General features: G+C 64.2%; 19 protein-coding genes and 2 tRNA genes. 6 read left to right on the top strand and 15 right to left on the bottom strand.

The genetic code is table 11. The features are described from left to right. Positions 1-34: 34 nt before the first annotated feature. Both HDC35_RS03690 and HDC35_RS03685 read right to left on the bottom strand, forming a co-directional pair. Positions 35-457, bottom strand: coding sequence for a DUF4112 domain-containing protein (locus HDC35_RS03690; RefSeq protein WP_184643719.1), 423 nt, complete (start codon positions 455-457; stop codon positions 35-37). Positions 458-512: 55 nt separating this feature from the next. Then, positions 513-2,018 (bottom strand): ABC transporter substrate-binding protein, encoded by a 1,506-nt coding sequence (locus HDC35_RS03685; RefSeq protein ID WP_184643717.1) that lies wholly within the window; start codon positions 2,016-2,018, stop codon positions 513-515. Positions 2,019-2,105: 87 nt separating this feature from the next. Here HDC35_RS03685 and HDC35_RS03680 point away from each other — a divergent pair, with 87 nt between their 5' ends. After that, positions 2,106-3,053 carry a GNAT family N-acetyltransferase gene (locus tag HDC35_RS03680; protein ID WP_184643715.1) on the top strand — a complete coding sequence of 316 codons (948 nt, stop codon included), beginning with the start codon at positions 2,106-2,108 and terminating at the stop codon, positions 3,051-3,053. Between the two features lie 13 nt (positions 3,054-3,066). Here the strand turns inward: HDC35_RS03680 and HDC35_RS03675 are convergent. Next, a tRNA-Leu gene (locus HDC35_RS03675) sits at positions 3,067-3,152 on the bottom strand. 91 nt (positions 3,153-3,243) lie between these two features. Between HDC35_RS03675 and HDC35_RS03670 the strand changes: the two genes are divergently transcribed. Both HDC35_RS03670 and HDC35_RS03665 read left to right on the top strand, forming a co-directional pair. After that, complete coding sequence (locus tag HDC35_RS03670; protein WP_184643713.1) at positions 3,244-4,191, top strand: ABC transporter ATP-binding protein; 948 nt, start codon at positions 3,244-3,246, stop codon at positions 4,189-4,191. Then, positions 4,188-4,955 carry an ABC transporter permease gene (locus HDC35_RS03665; RefSeq protein ID WP_184643711.1) on the top strand — a complete coding sequence of 256 codons (768 nt, stop codon included), beginning with the start codon at positions 4,188-4,190 and terminating at the stop codon, positions 4,953-4,955. Before HDC35_RS03670 ends, HDC35_RS03665 begins: the two co-directional genes overlap by 4 nt. Positions 4,956-4,995: 40 nt before the next feature. On the opposite strand, the gene HDC35_RS03660 is transcribed toward HDC35_RS03665, so the two are convergent. From HDC35_RS03660 to aroA, 4 genes are all read right to left on the bottom strand, one after another. Next, positions 4,996-5,274 carry an integration host factor subunit beta gene (locus HDC35_RS03660; RefSeq protein WP_184643709.1) on the bottom strand — a complete coding sequence of 93 codons (279 nt, stop codon included), beginning with the start codon at positions 5,272-5,274 and terminating at the stop codon, positions 4,996-4,998. A gap of 203 nt (positions 5,275-5,477) precedes the next feature. Further along, positions 5,478-7,190 carry a 30S ribosomal protein S1 gene (gene rpsA / locus HDC35_RS03655; protein WP_184643707.1) on the bottom strand — a complete coding sequence of 571 codons (1,713 nt, stop codon included), beginning with the start codon at positions 7,188-7,190 and terminating at the stop codon, positions 5,478-5,480. Between the two features lie 269 nt (positions 7,191-7,459). Further along, complete coding sequence (locus HDC35_RS03650) at positions 7,460-8,092, bottom strand: d(CMP) kinase (protein ID WP_184643705.1); 633 nt, start codon at positions 8,090-8,092, stop codon at positions 7,460-7,462. After that, the gene (gene aroA / locus HDC35_RS03645) at positions 8,089-9,417 is read right to left on the bottom strand and encodes a 3-phosphoshikimate 1-carboxyvinyltransferase (RefSeq protein ID WP_184643703.1); all 1,329 of its coding nucleotides are present in this window, start codon (positions 9,415-9,417) and stop codon (positions 8,089-8,091) included. The genes HDC35_RS03650 and aroA overlap by 4 nt, the downstream gene beginning before the upstream one ends. 125 nt (positions 9,418-9,542) lie before the next feature. Between aroA and HDC35_RS03640 the strand changes: the two genes are divergently transcribed. Then, positions 9,543-9,869 carry an FYDLN acid domain-containing protein gene (locus tag HDC35_RS03640; protein WP_184643701.1) on the top strand — a complete coding sequence of 109 codons (327 nt, stop codon included), beginning with the start codon at positions 9,543-9,545 and terminating at the stop codon, positions 9,867-9,869. A 117-nt stretch (positions 9,870-9,986) separates the two neighbouring features. Then, a tRNA-Ala gene (locus HDC35_RS03635) sits at positions 9,987-10,062 on the top strand. 140 nt (positions 10,063-10,202) lie between these two features. Here the strand turns inward: HDC35_RS03635 and HDC35_RS03630 are convergent. The 8 genes from HDC35_RS03630 to HDC35_RS03595 form a co-directional block, all read right to left on the bottom strand. Continuing rightward, the gene (locus tag HDC35_RS03630; protein ID WP_184643699.1) at positions 10,203-11,003 is read right to left on the bottom strand and encodes an acyl-CoA thioesterase II; all 801 of its coding nucleotides are present in this window, start codon (positions 11,001-11,003) and stop codon (positions 10,203-10,205) included. A gap of 7 nt (positions 11,004-11,010) precedes the next feature. Further along, on the bottom strand, positions 11,011-12,177 hold the full coding sequence (locus tag HDC35_RS03625; RefSeq protein ID WP_184643697.1) for a trans-acting enoyl reductase family protein: 1,167 nt from the start codon (positions 12,175-12,177) through the stop codon (positions 11,011-11,013). 72 nt (positions 12,178-12,249) lie between these two features. Next, positions 12,250-12,762 (bottom strand): DoxX family protein, encoded by a 513-nt coding sequence (locus HDC35_RS03620; protein WP_184643695.1) that lies wholly within the window; start codon positions 12,760-12,762, stop codon positions 12,250-12,252. Between the two features lie 70 nt (positions 12,763-12,832). Continuing rightward, positions 12,833-14,554 (bottom strand): cellulase family glycosylhydrolase, encoded by a 1,722-nt coding sequence (locus tag HDC35_RS03615; protein ID WP_184643693.1) that lies wholly within the window; start codon positions 14,552-14,554, stop codon positions 12,833-12,835. An 80-nt stretch (positions 14,555-14,634) separates the two neighbouring features. Further along, positions 14,635-15,189 (bottom strand): dCTP deaminase, encoded by a 555-nt coding sequence (gene dcd / locus HDC35_RS03610; RefSeq protein ID WP_058803764.1) that lies wholly within the window; start codon positions 15,187-15,189, stop codon positions 14,635-14,637. Between the two features lie 39 nt (positions 15,190-15,228). Continuing rightward, a complete protein-coding gene (locus HDC35_RS03605) occupies positions 15,229-15,678 on the bottom strand; it encodes a cytidine deaminase (RefSeq protein ID WP_184643994.1) in 450 nt (149 codons plus the stop codon). After that, the gene (locus HDC35_RS03600; RefSeq protein WP_184643691.1) at positions 15,678-16,430 is read right to left on the bottom strand and encodes a glycoside hydrolase family 25 protein; all 753 of its coding nucleotides are present in this window, start codon (positions 16,428-16,430) and stop codon (positions 15,678-15,680) included. Before HDC35_RS03600 ends, HDC35_RS03605 begins: the two co-directional genes overlap by 1 nt. A gap of 2 nt (positions 16,431-16,432) precedes the next feature. Beyond that, entirely contained in the window at positions 16,433-16,930 is a 498-nt protein-coding gene (locus tag HDC35_RS03595) for a UPF0262 family protein (protein WP_037514831.1), read from the bottom strand. Between the two features lie 184 nt (positions 16,931-17,114). Here HDC35_RS03595 and HDC35_RS03590 point away from each other — a divergent pair, with 184 nt between their 5' ends. Next, on the top strand, positions 17,115-18,626 hold the full coding sequence (locus tag HDC35_RS03590) for a replicative DNA helicase (protein ID WP_184643689.1): 1,512 nt from the start codon (positions 17,115-17,117) through the stop codon (positions 18,624-18,626). The last annotated feature ends 8 nt before the right edge of the window (positions 18,627-18,634 follow it).

Genomic DNA, 18,634 nt, shown 5'->3' with positions numbered 1-18,634 from the left:
AGCATTACACAGTCCGAGGGAAGACGGCGAAAAGCTATTGGTCGATGATGATCGTGCCGGGATGATGCTTGTCGAGATGCTTCTTGATGATCCGGAGGTTGCGCGTGTTCGAACGGAAGAAGAAATCGAACGCATCGCCGACGAGCGGCACCGCGCCTAGCGCGGTATCGACGCCGAGATTGCCGACCATGCGCCATATCTTCCATTTCGGCATGCCGAGGTTGCGCGCTTCCCAGATGAGATAGGCGCCCATCGCCGCCGCGATCACGTCGCCGACGACGGGGACCAGTCCGACGATCGCATCGAGCCCGACGGGGCGGTTGATGCCCGGGATGACAAAGCTGCGTTCGAGCAGCATTTCGAGCGTTTCGACGCGCTTGCGCAGCGCGGCGGGATCGTTCCGGTTCTGGATCAGCGCGTCGAAGATCGCGTCGGGATTGGGGGGCGAAGGGGCCATTGGCGTCCTTTCAAAAGCGCTCGAAAGTGCAGCGCCGATATTTAGGGTCCTGACCCTAATTAGGACGCGCGATCAGGTGATTCAATGGGTGCTGGGCGCGCCCGTTGGCGCGCAGGCCGGTGAGTCGCTGCGACGCGACCGACCAGCGGAGCGGGGTCGCGAGCGGAATGAAGGGCGCATAACGCGCCAGCACCGCCTCGGCATCGCCGATCTGCGCGCGGCGTTGCCCGGCGTCGATATTGTTCGTCGCCTGGTCGATCAGGTCCTGCGCCTCGCGGTTGCAGAGCGTGTCGCGGCGGCACGACAGGCGGCGAAGCGCCCATAGGGCGTCGTCGTTGGGCGCGACCTCGTCGATCAGGCGCAGGTCGGCCGTCGACGCCATGGCGACGCGCTGGCTCGGCACGCCGATCGCCGCGAAATCGGCCGCGACATAGGCAAAGAGGATGCGTCCGCCGGGGGAGTCGGGGACGGCGATGCGAACCGGGTCGATGTCGCGTCCGCCGCCGCGCCAGGCGTCGACGATGCGTTTCGCTTGGGCGATGCGCGATGCTTCGTCATACTGGGCCCAGGCGGGTACGAGTGGCGCGGGGCCGCCATCGCGGGCGTAGAGCGCCGGACGCAAGGTGACTTGCGGTTGCCATTCGGTCAGACCGAAGGCTTCGACCAGCCGTTCGCGCCGGATCGCGCGGACCAGGGCGTCGCGGTTGACGTCGGTCGCAAGAAAGCCTTCGGCGCGCAGGAAGGTCAGGCCGAACAGGCCGGGGACCGGGTCGACGACGAGCCGCGAGCGCCCGATGTTCGACGCGACGAAATAGGGAAGGGTCGAAAAGCGCCCCCCGATGACGCCGTCGGCATAGCCATTCTTGAACCGAGCGAGCGCGCCGGCGGGCGAGGTGCCGACGAATTCGATCGATGCGGCCGGATCGTTCGCCGCGGCTTCGGCGGCCTCGGGATCGTCCGCCAGCGGATCGGGGACGGGCGACAGCAGCACCGCGCGGCCGATCTTGCGCGATCGCATCGGGCCCCAGCCCATACCCTTGTTCACGATCGCCATCGACGGTTGCGCGAGCAGTTCCAGGATCGCCGGCTGCGGCACCGACAGGCGAATTTCGATGACGGTTTCGGTCATCGCCTTGATCGTCTCGACCTCGGGAAAATCGTCTTTCAGTATGTGGCGGCTGGCCGGCGCCAGATAAGATCGCATTATCGCCGCGACATCCTCGGCCGTCACCTTGCGGCCGTTGGTCCATTTCGCCTCGCGCAGGCGGAAAATATAGCTGCGGCCGTCGGTGGTGACGGTCCAGCGGTCGGCGAGGCCGGTGTCGATCTGTCCCTCGCCGTCATAACTGACGAGTCCCTGCGAAGTCGCGTCGAGCAGCGCGGCATTGCCGGTCGACAATTCGCCCTTCAGCGGCGTGGCGGCGGGGTTGATGGGCCCCATGGCAGCAATCTTGACGGGGCCGCGTTCGCGAAACAGTCCGCAGCTCGATACCGCAAGCGCAAGGCCGGTGGCGGCCGTCATCCATATCGCGGCGCGCCGATATTTGCCTCTTGCCGTCATTATTCGCCTTGTCGCTCCCTTGATGTAAGCCAATCATAACCATGTGCTGCGAAACGGGAATAGCCGTATCGAAACAAAAGAGAGGTCATGGGGACAAGGGGCGAACAGGAAGCCGGCGAGCCGGTCGCATTGCGCATCGAGATCGCGGGGCGGCCGATCGGGCATGTCCGGCGTCGGCTGCGTATCGTGCCGCACGGGCTCGATGCGCTCCTGTCGGACGGGCCGTTGTTGGACGGGCAGGGCGATTTGCCGCCTGCTGGGCGCGACGGCTGGCTGCTCCGGTCGATGCCGGTCGCGCGGCTGTCGGCGCTCGAAGGCGCGATGGCGGGCTGGCTGCTGTCGGTACGGCAAGTCTATCCGCGTCACTATATTCCGATGGAAGCGGCCGGATTCGACGATTGGTGGCAGGGTTTCTCCGCCAAGACGCGCTCGACCCTGTCGCGCAAGGCGCGGCGGCTGGCCGACCGGTTCGACGGCGGATTTACCGTTCGCTCCTATAGCAGCGCCGACGAGGTCGCCGAGTTCATGACCCTTGCCGGGGCGCTGTCGGCGCGTACCTATCAGCAGCGGTTGATGCAGGCGGGGCTGCCTACGGACGACGAGCATATCGAGCAGGCGATCGCGGACGCTGCGCAGGGCAATATCCGCGCCTTCCTGCTGTTCGCCGAAGGCCGCGCGATCGCCTATCTTTATTTGCCGGTCGAACACGAGGTCCTGATTTATGCGCATCTCGGCTATGATCCCGATTTCGCCGACTTGTCGCCGGGAACGGTCCTGCATGTCGAGGCGATGCGCCAACTTTATGCCGAGGGGCGTTTTCGCGCATTTGATTTCACCGAAGGCGACGGCGCGCACAAGGCGCAGTTCGGGCGCGCGTCGGTCGCCTGCGCCGATGTCCTGCTGCTGCGCCAGTCGCTGCGCAATCGCGCGGCGCTCGGCGCAATGCGGGCGATCGACGGCTTCGCGACGGGCGCGAAGCGCCTGCTCGATCGCGTCGGGCTGCGCGCAAAGGTGAAGGCGCTCATCCGGCGCTGACCGCGCAATTATCTGGTGCGGACGGCGGGACTTGAACCCGCATGACACTAGGCCGGCAGATTTTAAGTCTGCTGCGTCTACCGATTTCGCCACGTCCGCACGGTCGACGCCGGTCAAGCCGATGCCTGGTTGGAGGTCAAGCGATGTTTGTCGCTTCACGGCACGCGGCGGGTGGGTTAGATGGCGTGCCATGACTCCAGTCCTTGAAATCTCCGGCCTCGGCAAAACCTATCAAAGCGGTCACACGGCACTCAGCGATGTCGACCTCACCATCAACAAGGGCGAGATTTTCGCCCTGCTCGGACCGAATGGGGCGGGCAAGACGACGATGATCAGCATCGTCTGCGGCATCGTGACGGCCAGCGCCGGCACGGTGACGGTCGGCGGGCACGACCATGCGCGTGATTATCGCGCCGCCCGCTCGATGATCGGGCTGGTGCCGCAGGAATTGCATACCGACGCGTTCGAAACGGTGCTCGCGACGGTCAGCTTCTCTCGCGGGCTGTTCGGCAAACCCAAGGACGCGGCGTTCATCGAACAATTGCTCCGCGACCTGTCGCTGTGGGACAAGCGCTCGTCGAAAATTATGGAATTGTCAGGCGGCATGAAGCGGCGCGTGATGATCGCGAAGGCACTCAGTCACGAGCCCGACATCCTGTTTCTCGACGAACCCACCGCGGGTGTCGACGTCGAGCTGCGCCGCGACATGTGGAACATGGTCCGCGGGCTGCGCGAACGCGGCGTGACGATCATCCTGACGACGCATTATATCGAGGAGGCCGAGGAAATGGCCGACCGCGTGGGGGTGATCAGCCACGGCAAGCTGATCCTCGTCGAGGAAAAAAATGCGCTGATCAAGAAACTCGGGCGCAAGACGCTGACGCTCAACCTTGCCGAACCGCTGGCCGCGGTGCCCGAAGACCTTGCCCAGTGGAGCCTCGAACTCGCGGGCGACGGCAACGAGCTGATCTATGAATTCGACAGCCATGCCGAAGCCACGGGGGTCCCATCGCTGCTGCGGCGGATGAGCGACATCGGGATCGGCTTCAAGGATCTGCACACGAAGCAAAGCTCGCTCGAGGATATTTTCGTCGGGCTGGTGCATGAGGACAAGAGCGCGGCAGGAGCGGCGGCATGATTTCGAACATTCGCGGCATCCGCGCCATCTACCTCTTCGAAATGGCGCGCTTCGGCCGCACTTTCTGGACCAGCCTGATGCTGCCCGTCATCACGACTGCGCTCTATTTCGTCGTTTTCGGATCGGCGATCGGAAGCCGGATGACCGAGGTCGGCGATGTCCCCTATGGCGCGTTCATTGTGCCCGGGCTGATGATGCTGACGATGTTCACCGAAAGCATCAGCAATTCGTCTTTCGGCATCTATATGCCCAAATGGACGGGCACGATCTACGAAATGCTGTCGGCGCCGCTGTCGCCGCTCGAAACCGTGATCGCCTATGTCGGCGCCGCGGCGACGAAGTCGGTGATCATCGGAACAATCATCTTCGCCACCGCCCACCTCTTCGTCGATGTCCAGGTCGCGCATCCGTTGCTGATGGCCGCCTTCATGATCCTGATGGCGGTGACCTTTTGCCTGTTCGGCTTTATCATCGGCATATGGGCCAAGAGTTTCGAGCAGCTTCAGGTGATCCCGATGCTGGTCATCTATCCGCTGACCTTTCTTGGCGGCGCCTTCTATTCGCTCGACATGCTGCCGGCGGCGTGGCGGACGGTTACGCTGTTCAACCCCGTCGTTTACCTGATCAGCGGCTTTCGCTGGACCTTCTTCGGCAAAGGCGATGTGGGGATCGAGGTCAGCATGGGCGCAGTCGCGCTTTTCCTGACGCTCTGCCTCGGCGTAATTTTCTGGATGTTCCGCACGGGGTACCGGTTGAAAAACTAGGCCGGTGACGGCCTGCTAGCCGATATCCCGTGGGGTGATATCAGCTGTTCAGGCGCTCGCGCATTTCCTTGCCCGGTTTGAAATAGGGCACGTTCTTCGCCTTCACCTCGACCGCCGCGCCGGTGCGGGGATTGCGGCCCGTGCGCGATTCGCGCGAGCGGGTCGAAAACGCGCCGAATCCGCGCAATTCGACGCGGCCGCCCGCGGCAAGCTGGTCGACAATGGAATCGAAGAAAAGATCGACGATGCGCTCGACTTCCTCGAGCCGCAGATCGCTGTTTTCGCTCGCGATCTTCTGAACCAGTTCTGACCGGATCATCTGCTTCCCCTAATATATATAGCCACGCTTTCCCGCCGAGGCAGGATTCCGGACGTTGCCGATTCATAGTGCGCGAGACCCCTCCCAACGCGGGCGGAGGGTATCATGAATCACCATTGGGTCAAAATATATCACTGAAAGAAAAAGGCCCGCAGAGGGACACTCTGCGGGCCTTTCGTTTCGCCTGACGGCGGAAGGAGGAATTAATCCTTCTTGCCGGCCTTCAGCGCCTCGCCGAGGATGTCGCCGAGCGAGGCACCCGAGTCCGACGATCCGTACTGCGCGACGGCTTCCTTCTCTTCGGCGATCTGCATCGCCTTGACCGAGAAGTTCGGCTTTTTCGAACGGTCGAAGCCGATGACCATTGCATCGAACTTCTGGCCGACCTGATAGCGTTCGGCGCGCTGTTCGTCGCGGTCGCGCCCAAGGTCGGCGCGCTTGATGAAGCCGGTGGCGCCATCTTCGCCGGCCTGGACTTCGAGGCCGTTGTCGCGGACTTCGAGAACCGAGACGGTGACGATGTCATTCTTCTTCAGCGAACCGGCTGCGGCAACGCCGCCGCCGACGGCCGGAGCACCCTTTTCAAGCTGCTTGATGCCGAGGCTGATGCGTTCCTTCTCGACATCGACGTCGAGAACGACGACCTGCACGGCCTCGCCCTTGCGGTGGAGGTGCAGCGCTTCTTCGCCCGAGATACCCCAGGCGATATCCGACATGTGGACCATGCCGTCGACGTCGCCGGGCAGGCCGACGAACAGGCCGAATTCAGTCGCATTCTTGACTTCGCCTTCGACGACCGAACCGACCGGGTGGGCTTCGGCAAAGGCGCCCCACGGGTTCGACTGGGCCTGCTTGAGGCCAAGCGAGATGCGGCGCTTCTCGCTGTCGACTTCGAGCACGATGACGTCGACTTCCTGGCTGGTCGAGACGATCTTGCCGGGGTGGACGTTCTTCTTGACCCACGACATTTCGCTGACGTGGACCAGGCCTTCGATGCCGGCTTCCAGTTCGACGAACGCGCCATAATCGGTGATGTTCGTGACCGTGCCCGACAGCTTCGCGCCGACCGGGTATTTGGCGGCGACGCCTTCCCACGGATCGCTTTCGAGCTGCTTCATGCCCAAGCTGATGCGCTGCGTGTCGCGGTTGATGCGGATGATCTGGACCTTGACCGTGTCACCGATGTTGATGACCTCGCTCGGGTGGTTGACGCGCTTGTAGCTCATGTCGGTGACATGGAGCAGGCCGTCGATGCCGCCGAGGTCGACGAACGCACCGTAATCGGTGATGTTCTTGACGGCCCCTTCGATGATCTGGCCTTCTTCCAGATTCTGGATCAGGCCCGAGCGCTGTTCGGCGCGCGTTTCTTCCAGAATGGCGCGGCGCGACACGACGATGTTGCCGCGGCGGCGATCCATCTTGAGGATCTGGAAGGGCTGCGGCAGGTCCATGAGCGGGCCAACGTCGCGCACGGGGCGGATGTCGACCTGCGAACCGGGCAGGAAGGCCACGGCGCCGCCGAGGTCGACGGTGAAGCCGCCCTTGACGCGGCCGAAGATGACGCCTTCGACGCGGGCTTCCTTGTTGAATTCTTCTTCGAGGCGGTCCCAAGCGGCTTCGCGGCGAGCACGGTCGCGCGACAGCATGGTTTCACCATTGGCGTTTTCGACGCGGTCGACATAGACTTCGACTTCGTCGCCGACGCTGAGATCGGCCTTCTGGCCCGGCATCGCGAATTCGCGAAGCGGCACGCGGCCTTCGCTCTTCAGCCCGATGTCGATTACTGCCAGGTCGTTTTCGATCGCGGTCACGGTGCCCTTGACGACGCGGCCTTCAAAGCCGCCATCAGCACCACCCAGCGATTCGTCGAGCATCGCGGCGAAATCGTCGCGCGACGGAAAAGCCGTAGAGGCCATAGAGTGTTTCCTTACTTCATTTGTTCCGGCCAAGCGGTTGGTTCCGCTGGTCTTGTGGCCGATCCGTCCCGTTCGCCGGATGCGAGGCGGGACATCCTCAAAGCGTTTCGATCGGCAAGGCGCGGGCAAAGCAAAAAGGGCGCGACGAGTCGATCTCGTCACGCCCGACACTCGGGTGGAGTGGCGGTCTGTCCGTGCCTCGACCGGCAAAGCGCCTGTCGGACGGGGCGCCTATAGGCGCGGAACCCCGCAGAAGCAAGGGAAAAGGCCTATCCGCCGCGGCTCGCGCGGCGTTGTTCGATAAAGGTGATCGCGGCGGCCAGCGCCGCCTCGCGGGTCATGTCGCTGTTGTCGAGCAGCATCGCGTCGGCTGCGCGGACGAGCGGCGCGTCGGCGCGGCCCGTATCGCGCGCGTCGCGGGCGTGAATGTCGGCGAGCACGACATCGTAAGTCACATCGACGGCGCGCGCGCGCATTTCGGCATGCCGACGGCGCGCCCGTTCCTCGGCCGACGCGGTTACGAATATTTTTGCGTCGGCGTGCGGCGCGATGACCGTTCCGATATCGCGTCCGTCGAGTACCGCGCCGCCGGGCTGGTTCGCGAAATCGAGCTGGCGCTGGAACAGCGCGGCGCGCACCGCGGGATGGACCGACACGCGGCTCGCGAGCCCGCCGGTCGTTTCGTAGCGCAGCGCCGGGTCGGCGAGCAGCGCGGCCGGGAAATCGCACGCCGCCAGGGCATCGTCGGCATTGTCGGCGTCGCCATGATTGAGCTGGGTCTGGTAGCCGACGGCGCGATAGAGCAGCCCGGTATCGAGCACCGGCAGGCCGAAATGTTCGGCAAGCTGACGCGCGAGCGTGCCTTTGCCCGACGCGGTGGGGCCATCGACGGCGATGATCATCGCTGCAGTCCCGCGAGCAGAGCCTCGAAATTGGGGAAGCTCGTCGCGACGGGGACGATGTCGTCGATCGTCACCGGCGCCTTGCTGACGAGCCCCGCGACCGCGAAGCTCATGCAGATGCGATGATCGAGGTGACCGGCGATGGTCGCGCCGCCGGGCAGCGGGTCGCCGCCGGTGCCGTCGATGACAAGGCCGTCCTCGCGCTCCTCGACGCGCGCGCCGATGGCTTTGAGGCCGGCCGCCATGACGGCGATGCGGTCGCTTTCCTTGACGCGAAGTTCGTCGAGCCCGGTGGTGACGGTGCGGCCTTCGGCGAGCGCGGCGGCGACGAACAGAACCGGGAATTCGTCGATCATGCTCGGCGCGACGGCGGGGTCTACGTCGATGCCCTTGAGCGCACTATGGCGCACGCGGAGGTCGGCGATCGGTTCGCCGCCGACTTCGCGCGCGTCCAGCAACTCGATGTCGCCACCCATCTGCTTCAGCACGTCGACCAGGCCCGCGCGCGTCGGGTTCAGGCCGACATTGGCGATGGTGACGTCCGATCCGGGCACGACCAGCGCCGCGACGAGGAAGAAAGCGGCAGAGGAAGGGTCGCCGGGGACGATGATCGACTGCGGCTTCAGTTCGGCTTCGCCGCGAATGCGGATATGGCGCGTGCCGTCGCCGTCGGTCTCGACCGTCAATTCGGCGCCGAAACCGCGCAGCATCCGCTCGCTATGGTCGCGGGTGGGGACGGGTTCGATCACCTCGGTGATACCCGGGGTGTTGAGCCCCGCGAGCAGCACAGCGCTCTTCACTTGCGCCGACGCCATCGGCAGGCGGTAGGAAAGGGGGATGGCGGGCGCAAGGCCGCGCACCATCAGCGGCAGGCGCCCTCCGGGCGAGGCGCTGATGTCGGCACCCATTTGCGACAGCGGATCGATCACGCGGCCCATGGGGCGGCCCGACAGGCTGGCGTCACCGGTGAAAGTGGCGGTAATCGGATGGCTGGCGACGAGCCCCATCAGCAAGCGCGTCGATGTGCCGCTATTGCCCATGTCGAGCGCTTCGCGCGGCTGAAGCAGTCCGCCGACGCCGACGCCGCCGATCACCCATTCGCCGTCGTTGCGCCGTTCGATCGTCGCGCCCATCGCGCGCATCGCCGCGGCGGTGGCGAGCACGTCATGGCCCTCGAGCAACCCGGTAACGCGGCTTTCCCCGACCGCAAGCGCCGACAGCATCAGCGACCGGTGCGAGATGCTCTTGTCCCCCGGGATCGCGATCCTACCTTTCAGCGGAACGGAAACGCAAAAGGCGCGCGGCGTGGCGGTTTGATCGGTCATGGCGTGCGGCTTTTGACAGCGGCCTTGCAATCTGGCAAGGCGCACGCCGATTTGACGGATAGCTATTCACATGCCGTCGCTCTTCCGATATTTCTATCCTGTTTCCAAAGGATTATGAGGCGTTTATGATCAAGGCTGAATGGGGCACAAAGCGCAGCTGCCCGAAATGCGCCACCCGATTCTATGATTTGACCAAGGACGATCCGGTCAGCTGCATCAATTGCGGTTACAACTGGATCCCGGAATCGGTATTGAAATCGAAGCAGCCGATGCCCTTTGAAGAAGCCGAAAAGCCCGGCAAGGTCGCCAAGGAACCCGAAGGCGCCGATGACGATCTGGATCTGGACGTCGACGTCGACGAGGACAGCGATTCGCCCGACAACGACGTCGATCTCGGTGGCGACGATGATCTGGGTGTCGCGACGGGCGACGATGAGGACGACGAAGGCTGATTTTCCGGCAGGGGGCAAAAAAGCATCGAAAGATGATTTGGCCCCTTGCATCGCGCGGCGGCGCTGCTAAAGGCGGCGTCCCGGTCGCACCGCTCGGCGCGACACGCGAAATGGCACGGGGCCTTAGCTCAGCTGGGAGAGCGCCTGCATGGCATGCAGGAGGTCAGCGGTTCGATCCCGCTAGGCTCCACCATTACAAAAAACGGCCCGCGCGAGCGGGCCTTTTTTGTCTCCGGCCACCAGCATCGCCGAACGGATCTCCCGGAAACAGGGACGCGTCCGGCGGCCATCGGCCGCCCGCCTTACTCGATCCCCGCCGTGGATGCGCCGATATCAGGCGTAGATCGCGATCGCCTGACTGCCGCTCAGGATCGGTTCGCCTGCGCGGTTCCACAGCATCATGTCCTGCACCGACAGGCCGTGGCGGGCATAGCCGGTCTTGGCCGACAAGAGCCACCAGCCGTCATCGGTCTGCGGCGTTCCGGTCAGCATGTTGACCGTCCAGTTCATGGAACTGATCGGCCCGAATTCGCTGAACAGCGCCATTGCGGCGGGGGGCAGCGCGTCGCCCATCGCGATCAGCGCGACCGCGGGGTGGCAGGCGGGTTCCTCGACGAAGCGCACCCAGGTCAGATATTCGCCAACCTCGCTTTTCCACGCGAAGCGCGGGCCGGTGGTCGGCCGCATGTCGAAATGACGCACGAAGCTGGGCCGCGCCCTATGGTCGGGCACTGGTTCGAGCGTTTCGGGGGCGGGCGCCTCCGGCATCGTCAGCCGGTTATGGTCGAGATGGCTCGCTCGGTCGCCGGAAAAGGCAAACAGTGCAGCCGTCCCGAACCCCTGGTCGCTCGATACTCCGGCGTCGATGAACAGCGAGGATTTGGACTGGCGCAGCAGTCGCGTTTCGACCGTGCAGTCGCCGCCGACGGGGCCTACGAAGCTGATCTGCGCATAGCGGAGCGGCTTCTCGATCGGATGGAGCGCCATCGCGCCGGCCAGCGCAACCGCCGAGCTGATTCCTCCATAGGCCGTGCGGCCCTGCATCCATCCTTCGTCGATATGCGCCCTTGCGACGTTATCTTCGACGCGCAGCGTGGAGAGCAGCGCGTCGAGCGCGCTGGGAGAAGTGGTCATCGCGTCGCTATTCCTCGATCTGAAAGGTCAGTCCGGCGTTTGCGGTCAGCCGCGCGATCAGCGCGTCGCCCAGCAGCGCGCCGGGCGTCCACACGCCACCTGCGCCCTTGTTTTCGAGCAGCGCCATGCCCGTTTCGGCGAGCATCTTCGACGTCGAGCCATAGCCGGGGTCCCTGTCGCCCTGCACCGAGGCGCGGACGGTGGTGCCGTCGGGATATTCGCCGATGAATAGCAGGTCGTAGAAGCCGCTCTCGCGCTGCTCCTTGCTCGGACCGTCGCCGGGTTTGATGCTGGGGTCGAAGGGGTTCGCCTTCGCCATTGCTTCGGCCATCGCCTTGCCGGCGTCGCCGATCGTCGTCATCATCATTTCGTCATAGACCAGGTTCGCGCCCCACGGATGGCCGAGCAGGAAATTGGTACGGTGGACATTCTTGGTGTTGATCGGGGCCATCACGAAGGGGGCGGTCCAAGTACCCGTCGCACCGTCATATTCGGGGATAAGGCCAGTCGGCTGCGACGGCCCTTCAAAGCCAGGAGTCAGCGCGAAAGAGGATTTGAGGAGCAACGCGAGCGACGGCTTTTTCGCGATCGCCTTCAGCGTTTCAGTCAGGCTCGCGATTGTGCCGCCCGACGCACCGCCCTGCATCTTGCGCACGCGGCCCTTGACGCGCGGCGCGGGCTTGCCGTGGCGGCGGACCGCCTCGGCCTGCAGGAAATGGACGCCAAGGTCGAACGGAATCGAATCGAAACCGCAGCTGAAGGTAATGCGCGCGCCCGATGCCTTTGCCGCGGCCTCATGTTCGTCGATCATCTCTCGCATCCAGCCGGGTTCACCGCACAGATCGGCATAGGCGGTGCCCGCGCGGACGCATGCGGCAACGAGTTCGCCGCCATAGAGCTGATAGGGGCCGACGGTGGTCAGCACGACCTTCGTGCTTGCCGCCATCTTGTCGAGGCTCGCGGGATCGCTTGCATCGGCGACGATCAGCGGCGTTTCCTCTTCGGCGCCGATCAGGTCGCGAACCTCGGCCAGCTTCGCCAGGCTGCGCCCCGCCATCGCCCATTTGGGCGCGCCCTTGCGATCCCTGTAATGATGCGCCAGATATTCGGCGACGAGACGGCCGGTAAAACCCGTCGCGCCATAGACGATGATGTCAAGATCGCGGGACGCCATGGCAAACCCTCCCTTTACGTAAACGTTAAGTGAAGGCTAGCGCAGCGCGACCCTGATGCCAAGTCCGAAGCGTCAGCGACGCCAGAAGGGGCGTTTTTCGACAACCACCGGCGCGCCGACCGCTTCGGCTCGTCCCTCGGCGCGCGCCGCCCGCAGTTCGGCCTCCGTCGCATGCTGCTGCGCGCGGTGCGCGGCGAGTTCGTCGCGGCGGCGCTGGCGCAGCGCGTCGTAACTCCAGCGCGTATGCCCATAGCCGAAGAGGCAGAGCAGGCCCCCCGCGATCGCGAGATTTTTCATCGCCGCCGCCGCCTGCACCGGGTCGGTGAATTCGCGGTGGAAGAACAGGATGGTGAGGAGCACGAAGGCGGCGAGCAGGATCGACCACAGACGGGTCGCGACGCCAAGTGCAAGGCAGGCGCCCGCGATCAGTTCGAACAGCCCGGTCGGGATCGCGAGCCCGCCGGGCAGCCCCGCGGCGGCGATCATCGCATTGGTATCATTGACATGGATCAGCTTGTTGATGCCCGACACGATGAAAATAACTGCGATGAACAGGCGACCGAAAAAGACGGCGATCATGGACATAAGATATCCTCCACTGCGCGCCCCGTCCGCTTGTGCAAAGAGGACGCGCAGAAAGAAGATGGGTTCCGCGTCAGCGAGGCGTGAAGATCAGGTCGGCCACCTCGCAATCGTCGCAAGCGATCGCCCGCAGAGTCGCGGTGCCGGGGCCGGCGAGCAGGTCGATGTCGGCGAGCTTCACGGTCCGCCACGCGGTGCCCGGCGGAACGGCGACGCCGCGTTCATCGATACCGATGCGGCCGCCCTTCGCTGATCGCACCCGTGCGCTGACGGTCCAGCGACCGGCCTTCGCGACATCGGCGCTGTAGCGCATGAACTCGCCAGTGACAAAATCGCTGACATAGGGCGTGCCATCCGCCTCTCGCGCCAGATCGACGCCGTCGTTGCGATAGGTGGTGCCGTTGTTCCATGGCGTCCGCTCGCCGCCGGTCGCGACATGATAATTGGCATCGACCGCATCCTTGTAAGCCGCGCCGGGAGGCCCAAGGTCATAGTCGGCGGCGGCGACCGTCACCACTTCGGGGCCGAGCGTGCGTGGGACGAAAGCACGGTAACCCGCGTCGTGCGGCTGACGGAACATTGCGTCGATGACGTCGGGCTTCGGGACGTTCCGGTCGAACCGCGTGTTTTCCGCAAGCTCCATCATCGCGGAAAAAGCCTCGTCGGCTGCGGGCTTTGGCCCCTTGCCGGTCATCCATCGGACGATCTTCATCCAGCCATCGCCGGCGACGATCTCGAGCGGCTGGTTGAAGCCGATCTTTTTGAGCGGCCAGAAATTCCAGCCGATCCCGTTGCCCTCCGCCAGCGCGATCGCGTCGCGGTACCAGCCGTTGCTGTTCTCGCCCGACTCGCCGAGCCAGACCGGGCGGTTGTAGCTTGCGCGCAGCGCTTTGATGTCAGCGATGCTCGCTTCGTCGTTGCGATTCCAATATTTGTGGAAGCTGAGCACCAGATTGGCGTCCCACGCTGATGGCAGGCCCTTGTAATTATTGCCCCAGCAATTGCCCTCGATGATCACGATATGCTTTTGGTCGACTTCGCGGATCGCACTGGTGATACGCTGTTGGAGCGCCCATACCGCCTTGTTCTCGGTCTCGTCGCAGCCATTGCCCTTGCCGGGGGTGGAAAAGCTCCAGTTGGGCTCGTTGATCAGGTCGTAGCCGCCGATCCAAGGTTCATCCTTGTAGCGCGCGGCGAGCTTTTTCCACAGGGCGACAGTCTTGCGCTGGTTCGCCTCGCTCTGCCACAGCGAGGGCTTCGCGGGATCGCGGTCGGAGATGGCGAGGTCGTTGCCCTGGCCGCCGGGCGCGGCGTGAAGGTCGAGGATCAGATAGATGCCGTTCGCCTTGCTCCATTCGAGCAGGCGGTCGATGCGCTCGAAACCTTCATCGTGCCACGTATCCTGCCCCGGCGTCGGCTCTTGGTGGGCGGGGAGGGTGAGCTGGTCGAAATGGATCGGCAAGCGCACCGAGTTGAAGCCCCATTGTGCCATCGCGGCGATGTCGGCTCGCGTGGTATGATTGTCGAGCCAAGCGCGGTAGAAGGCGGCCGTTCGCTCTTCGCCGACGAGCTCGACGAGCTTGGCACGAATCTTGTGCTGCTGCCCGACCTCGCCGAGCTTCAGCATATAGCCTTCCTGCAGCATCCAGCCGCCAAGCCCCATGCCGCGCAGGATCACGGGTTTGCCCGATCCGTCGACAATATCGGTTCCCTCGACTTTCAGAAAGCCTTCGGCGCGCGCGGCGGCGGAGGAAAGCAGCGCAGCAAGCGCGAACGCGATGGTAAGGAATTTCATGACCTCATCCCCATTTCAGTTTTATGGGAACGTTATCAACTTTGGCCGTCAGGGCAAGTGTGTGAGTGTAAGCCGCGGTGTCAAAGCTTGGGCAGCGTAACGCCCTTCTGCCCCATATATTTGCCCGCGCGATCGGCGTAGCTCGTCTCGCACGGCTCGTTGCCTTGCAGAAAGAGGAACTGGCACGCGCCTTCATTGGCATAGATTTTGGCGGGCAGCGGGGTCGTGTTGGAAAACTCGAGGGTTACGTGCCCCTCCCAGCCGGGTTCGAGCGGGGTTACGTTCACGATGATGCCGCAGCGCGCATAGGTCGATTTGCCCAGGCAGATGACCAGCACATCGCGCGGGATACGGAAATATTCGACGGTGCGGGCGAGTGCGAAGCTGTTCGGCGGGATGATGCACACGTCGGTTTCGCGATCGACGAAATTCTTGGGGTCGAATTCCTTCGGGTCGACGGTCGTCGAATCGATGTTGGTGAAAATCTTGAATTCGGGTGCGACGCGCGCATCATAGCCATAGGAAGACAGGCCGTAGCTGATGCAGCCGTCGCGGCGCTGGGCCTCGACGAACGGTTCGATCATGCCCTGCGTCCGGGCGGCTTCGCGAATCCAGCGATCGGAAAGAATGGCCATGCGTGTCTCTTGTAAGGGCGCGACGCTTTGCGCAAGCGGTCAGTCGATCAGACCGAGATCCTTGGGTCCGAACGCGGCGGGGAGCAACTCGCTCAGTCGGTAGGTCGTGACCGCCCGGCCGTCGCCCGATGCACAGTGGACGAGGACATCGGTCTTTGACCGCTCGGCGGCTTCGTTGAGGATCTGGCGGCAGCGGCCGCAAGGATTGACCGGATCGCTGCCGATCAGTGCATCGCCATTCGGCCGCCCGCCGACGATCGCGACTTCGGTGAGTTCGCCGATCCAGCCCTCGTTGGCGATTTTGGCAACCGCCGCCGTTTCGGCGCACAGCGTCAGGCCATAGCTCGCATTCTCGACATTGGCGCCGGTGACGATGTCGCCATTCTTCAAGAGCAAAGCGGCGCCGACGTGAAAGCCGGAATAAGGGGCATAGGCGCGGCTTGCCGCGTCGCGCGCAGCGTCGATCAGCGCGTCGCGGGTCTCGGTCATCATGTCCCTCCTTGCGGCCGCAGCGCGTTCCAGCCGACCGTGCCGTCGGCGCCCGCGATGCGAACATGACTATTGGCTTGCCACATCGCCCAGGGATGCGCGCCATAGTCGGGCTCGAAGAAATCGCGGCGCAGCCAGGTCGTGCGCGCGATCCCCCGCGTCACCTTATAGTCGCTCTCGAACGCGGGACCCGGCGCAATCAGGCTGCGTTTCCCCATATGCGCCTCGATTTGTGCGAGAAAGGTCGCGAGTTCGGAAAGCAGCAAGGCACGCGTCGGGCGATCGGGGCAACGGTCGTCATAGTCGAGCCAGACCACGGCGGGCAGCGCGTCGGCACGCCGGGACACATGGCGGATGAAATTCGCCGCCTGATCGGTCGCGAGCTGGCACAGGCTGTACCGGTGGATCGCGCCCGCCTGTACCCCCGCGTCGCGCGCCGCGGTCATGTTGCGGATAAATCTGGGGTCGACACCTGCGGAGCCATCGGTCGCCATGATATAGGCGAAATCCGCGCCCGCGGCCTTGACCGACCCCCAACGAACGTCGCCATTACCAGCGTCGATCGTGACGCCTTGGGTGGGATAGCGGGCGCGATCGGGCGTCCAGCGCGCGGCCCACCACATTGCGAGGCCGGCGGCGAGCAACAACAGCGCCATGATAGCGCCGGTCTTGCGGAGCAGGCGCGCAATCGCCGCGCGCCACCCGCCGCCCGGTCGTGTCCGTTGCCCGTCCCTGATTGCCCCGGTTGCCATGCTCAGCCCTTGATATGGAGCACGCAAATCAGCGTGAACAGCCGCCGCGCGGTGTCGAAATCGACCGCGATCTTGCCGTCCAGCCGGTCCATCAGCATCTCCGCCGCTTCGTTGTGCAGCCCGCGGCGCGCCATGTCGACGGTTTCGATCTGCTGCGCGGTCGAGGTCTTGATCGCTTGATAATAGCTGTCGCAGATCGCGAAATAATCGCGGATGGGGCGGCGGAAGCGCCCGAGACCGAGAATGATCGCCTCGAGCGGGGATCCATCTTCGCGACTGATTTCAAAGATCAAGCGCCCGTCCTCGACACGCAGCATCAACCGGTATGGGCCGGCATAGCCGTCGGGATGGCCGCGCTGCGGCACGAATTTATTATCCTCGATGAGATCGAAGATCGCGACGCGGCGTTCCTGCTCGACATCGGGATTGCGCCAGACGATCGAGCCTTCGTCGAGTTCGACTGAAATGATCCGCTGTTTGGAGGGGTCTGCGTCGCTCATGCTGCCTGTGCTTCTACTTGGCGTACCGCGAAGGGCAAGGGGGCGACTTGGGCTCACCCCGTCATCCGGTCGTGTCGAACGGAACGGGGGTGTTTCAAACTTATCCCCAAGGCGCCCCACAGTCCTGCCGATCGGCAAAGCCAAGCCGGTTGCACCCGCCGCGCCCCCGGCGCATGATGGCGCCATGCCCGAGCTAGCCCTTATCCCGACCCCGGCCAACGCCGGGAGCGAACGCCAATTGCCCCGCAATATCGAGGCGGAGGCCGCGTTCCTCGGCGCGATCCTGATCGACAACCGAGTCGTCGAGGATCTGCCCGTCGCGCTGACCCCCGAGCATTTCTTCGAACCGCTGCACGGCCGCATTTTCCAGCAGACGATGGCGCTGATCGAGCGCAACAGCATCGCGACGCCGGTGACGCTGAAACCCTATTTCGAAGCCGACGAGGCGATGAAGGCGGTCGGCGGGGTCGGCTATCTCGCGCAGCTCACGGGCAGCGGCGCGGGGCTGATCGGTGCGCGCGATTTCGCGCGGCAGATTTTCGACCTTGCCTTGCTGCGCGAACTGGCGGGCGTCGGCCGCACCTTGGTCGAAAATGCGCTCGATACCAGTGAAAGCGTCGATCCCCAGGCGCAGATCGAGGAGGCCGAAACCGCGCTGTATCGCGTCGCGGGCGGCGAGGCCGAGATGGGGTCGGTCAAGAGTTTCAACCAGGCCAGCCTCACCGCACTGCAGGCGGCCGAGCGTGCGCTCAATTCGGGCGGCCACCTGTCGGGGATCACGACCGGCATCGCGAGCATGAATGCCAAGATCGGCGGCATGCACAATTCGGACCTCATGATCCTTGCGGGGCGTCCGGGCATGGGCAAGACCTCGTTCGCGACCAATATTGCCTATAACGCCGCCGAACGCTGGCGCCGCGACGAAGAGGACGGCATCCCGCCCGACAAGAATATGGGCGCCAAGGTCGCCTTCTTCAGCCTCGAAATGTCGGCCGACCAGCTCGCGACGCGCGTCCTCGCCGAACAGTCTGGCGTGTCGGGCGAGGCGCTGCGCATGGGCAAGATCAGCAAGGAACAGTTCCAGCAATTGAGCCGCGCCGCGCAGCAGCTCCAGACGCTGCCCCTCTTCATCGACGATACGCCCGGCCTGACGATCGCCGGCCTGCGCACCCGCGCGCGGCGCCTGCAGCGCCGCCACGGTATCGGCTTCATCGTCGTCGACTATCTCCAGCTGTTGCAGGGTTCGTCGAAAAGCGGCGATAACCGCGTGCAAGAAATTTCCGAAATTTCGCGTGGTCTCAAAACCTTGGCGAAAGAGCTTAATGTGCCGGTGATGGCACTGTCGCAGCTCAGCCGTCAGGTCGAAAGCCGTGAGGACAAGCGCCCTCAACTGTCCGACCTTCGCGAATCGGGCTCGATCGAGCAGGACGCCGACATGGTGCTCTTCGTTTTCCGCGAGGATTATTACGTCGCGGCGCGCGAACCCAAGCGTCCCGTCGAGGGCGATGACGTCAAGATTCACGCGGCGCACGAGGAATGGGCGGCCGAGATGGAGCGCGTCTTCGGCCTCGCCGAAGTCATCGTCGCCAAATCGCGCCACGGTTCGACCGGCAAGGTTCGCCTCCACTTCGAGGCGAAGACGACCAAGTTCAGCGACCTCGCCGACGACAGTATGTCATATGACGATTATGAGTGAGGGGCGAA

Origin of the sequence: Sphingopyxis sp. JAI128, assembly GCF_014207235.1 — a bacterium.
Lineage (GTDB): Bacteria > Pseudomonadota > Alphaproteobacteria > Sphingomonadales > Sphingomonadaceae > Sphingopyxis.
Note: the sequence above shows the minus strand (reverse complement) of the source record. Positions and strands in the feature narration are given on the sequence as shown.

What these genes read in the sequence shown, in the direction of transcription:
- HDC35_RS03690 (WP_184643719.1), bottom strand. Translation starts at nt 457, where the DNA reads ATGGCCCCTTCGCCCCCCAATCCCGACGCGATCTTCGACGCGCTGATC.
- HDC35_RS03685 (WP_184643717.1), bottom strand. Translation starts at nt 2,018, where the DNA reads ATGACGGCAAGAGGCAAATATCGGCGCGCCGCGATATGGATGACGGCC.
- HDC35_RS03680 (WP_184643715.1), top strand. Translation starts at nt 2,106, where the DNA reads ATGGGGACAAGGGGCGAACAGGAAGCCGGCGAGCCGGTCGCATTGCGC.
- HDC35_RS03670 (WP_184643713.1), top strand. Translation starts at nt 3,244, where the DNA reads ATGACTCCAGTCCTTGAAATCTCCGGCCTCGGCAAAACCTATCAAAGC.
- HDC35_RS03665 (WP_184643711.1), top strand. Translation starts at nt 4,188, where the DNA reads ATGATTTCGAACATTCGCGGCATCCGCGCCATCTACCTCTTCGAAATG.
- HDC35_RS03660 (WP_184643709.1), bottom strand. Translation starts at nt 5,274, where the DNA reads ATGATCCGGTCAGAACTGGTTCAGAAGATCGCGAGCGAAAACAGCGAT.
- rpsA (WP_184643707.1), bottom strand. Translation starts at nt 7,190, where the DNA reads ATGGCCTCTACGGCTTTTCCGTCGCGCGACGATTTCGCCGCGATGCTC.
- HDC35_RS03650 (WP_184643705.1), bottom strand. Translation starts at nt 8,092, where the DNA reads ATGATCATCGCCGTCGATGGCCCCACCGCGTCGGGCAAAGGCACGCTC.
- aroA (WP_184643703.1), bottom strand. Translation starts at nt 9,417, where the DNA reads ATGACCGATCAAACCGCCACGCCGCGCGCCTTTTGCGTTTCCGTTCCG.
- HDC35_RS03640 (WP_184643701.1), top strand. Translation starts at nt 9,543, where the DNA reads ATGATCAAGGCTGAATGGGGCACAAAGCGCAGCTGCCCGAAATGCGCC.
- HDC35_RS03630 (WP_184643699.1), bottom strand. Translation starts at nt 11,003, where the DNA reads ATGACCACTTCTCCCAGCGCGCTCGACGCGCTGCTCTCCACGCTGCGC.
- HDC35_RS03625 (WP_184643697.1), bottom strand. Translation starts at nt 12,177, where the DNA reads ATGGCGTCCCGCGATCTTGACATCATCGTCTATGGCGCGACGGGTTTT.
- HDC35_RS03620 (WP_184643695.1), bottom strand. Translation starts at nt 12,762, where the DNA reads ATGTCCATGATCGCCGTCTTTTTCGGTCGCCTGTTCATCGCAGTTATT.
- HDC35_RS03615 (WP_184643693.1), bottom strand. Translation starts at nt 14,554, where the DNA reads ATGAAATTCCTTACCATCGCGTTCGCGCTTGCTGCGCTGCTTTCCTCC.
- dcd (WP_058803764.1), bottom strand. Translation starts at nt 15,189, where the DNA reads ATGGCCATTCTTTCCGATCGCTGGATTCGCGAAGCCGCCCGGACGCAG.
- HDC35_RS03605 (WP_184643994.1), bottom strand. Translation starts at nt 15,678, where the DNA reads ATGACCGAGACCCGCGACGCGCTGATCGACGCTGCGCGCGACGCGGCA.
- HDC35_RS03600 (WP_184643691.1), bottom strand. Translation starts at nt 16,430, where the DNA reads ATGGCAACCGGGGCAATCAGGGACGGGCAACGGACACGACCGGGCGGC.
- HDC35_RS03595 (WP_037514831.1), bottom strand. Translation starts at nt 16,930, where the DNA reads ATGAGCGACGCAGACCCCTCCAAACAGCGGATCATTTCAGTCGAACTC.
- HDC35_RS03590 (WP_184643689.1), top strand. Translation starts at nt 17,115, where the DNA reads ATGCCCGAGCTAGCCCTTATCCCGACCCCGGCCAACGCCGGGAGCGAA.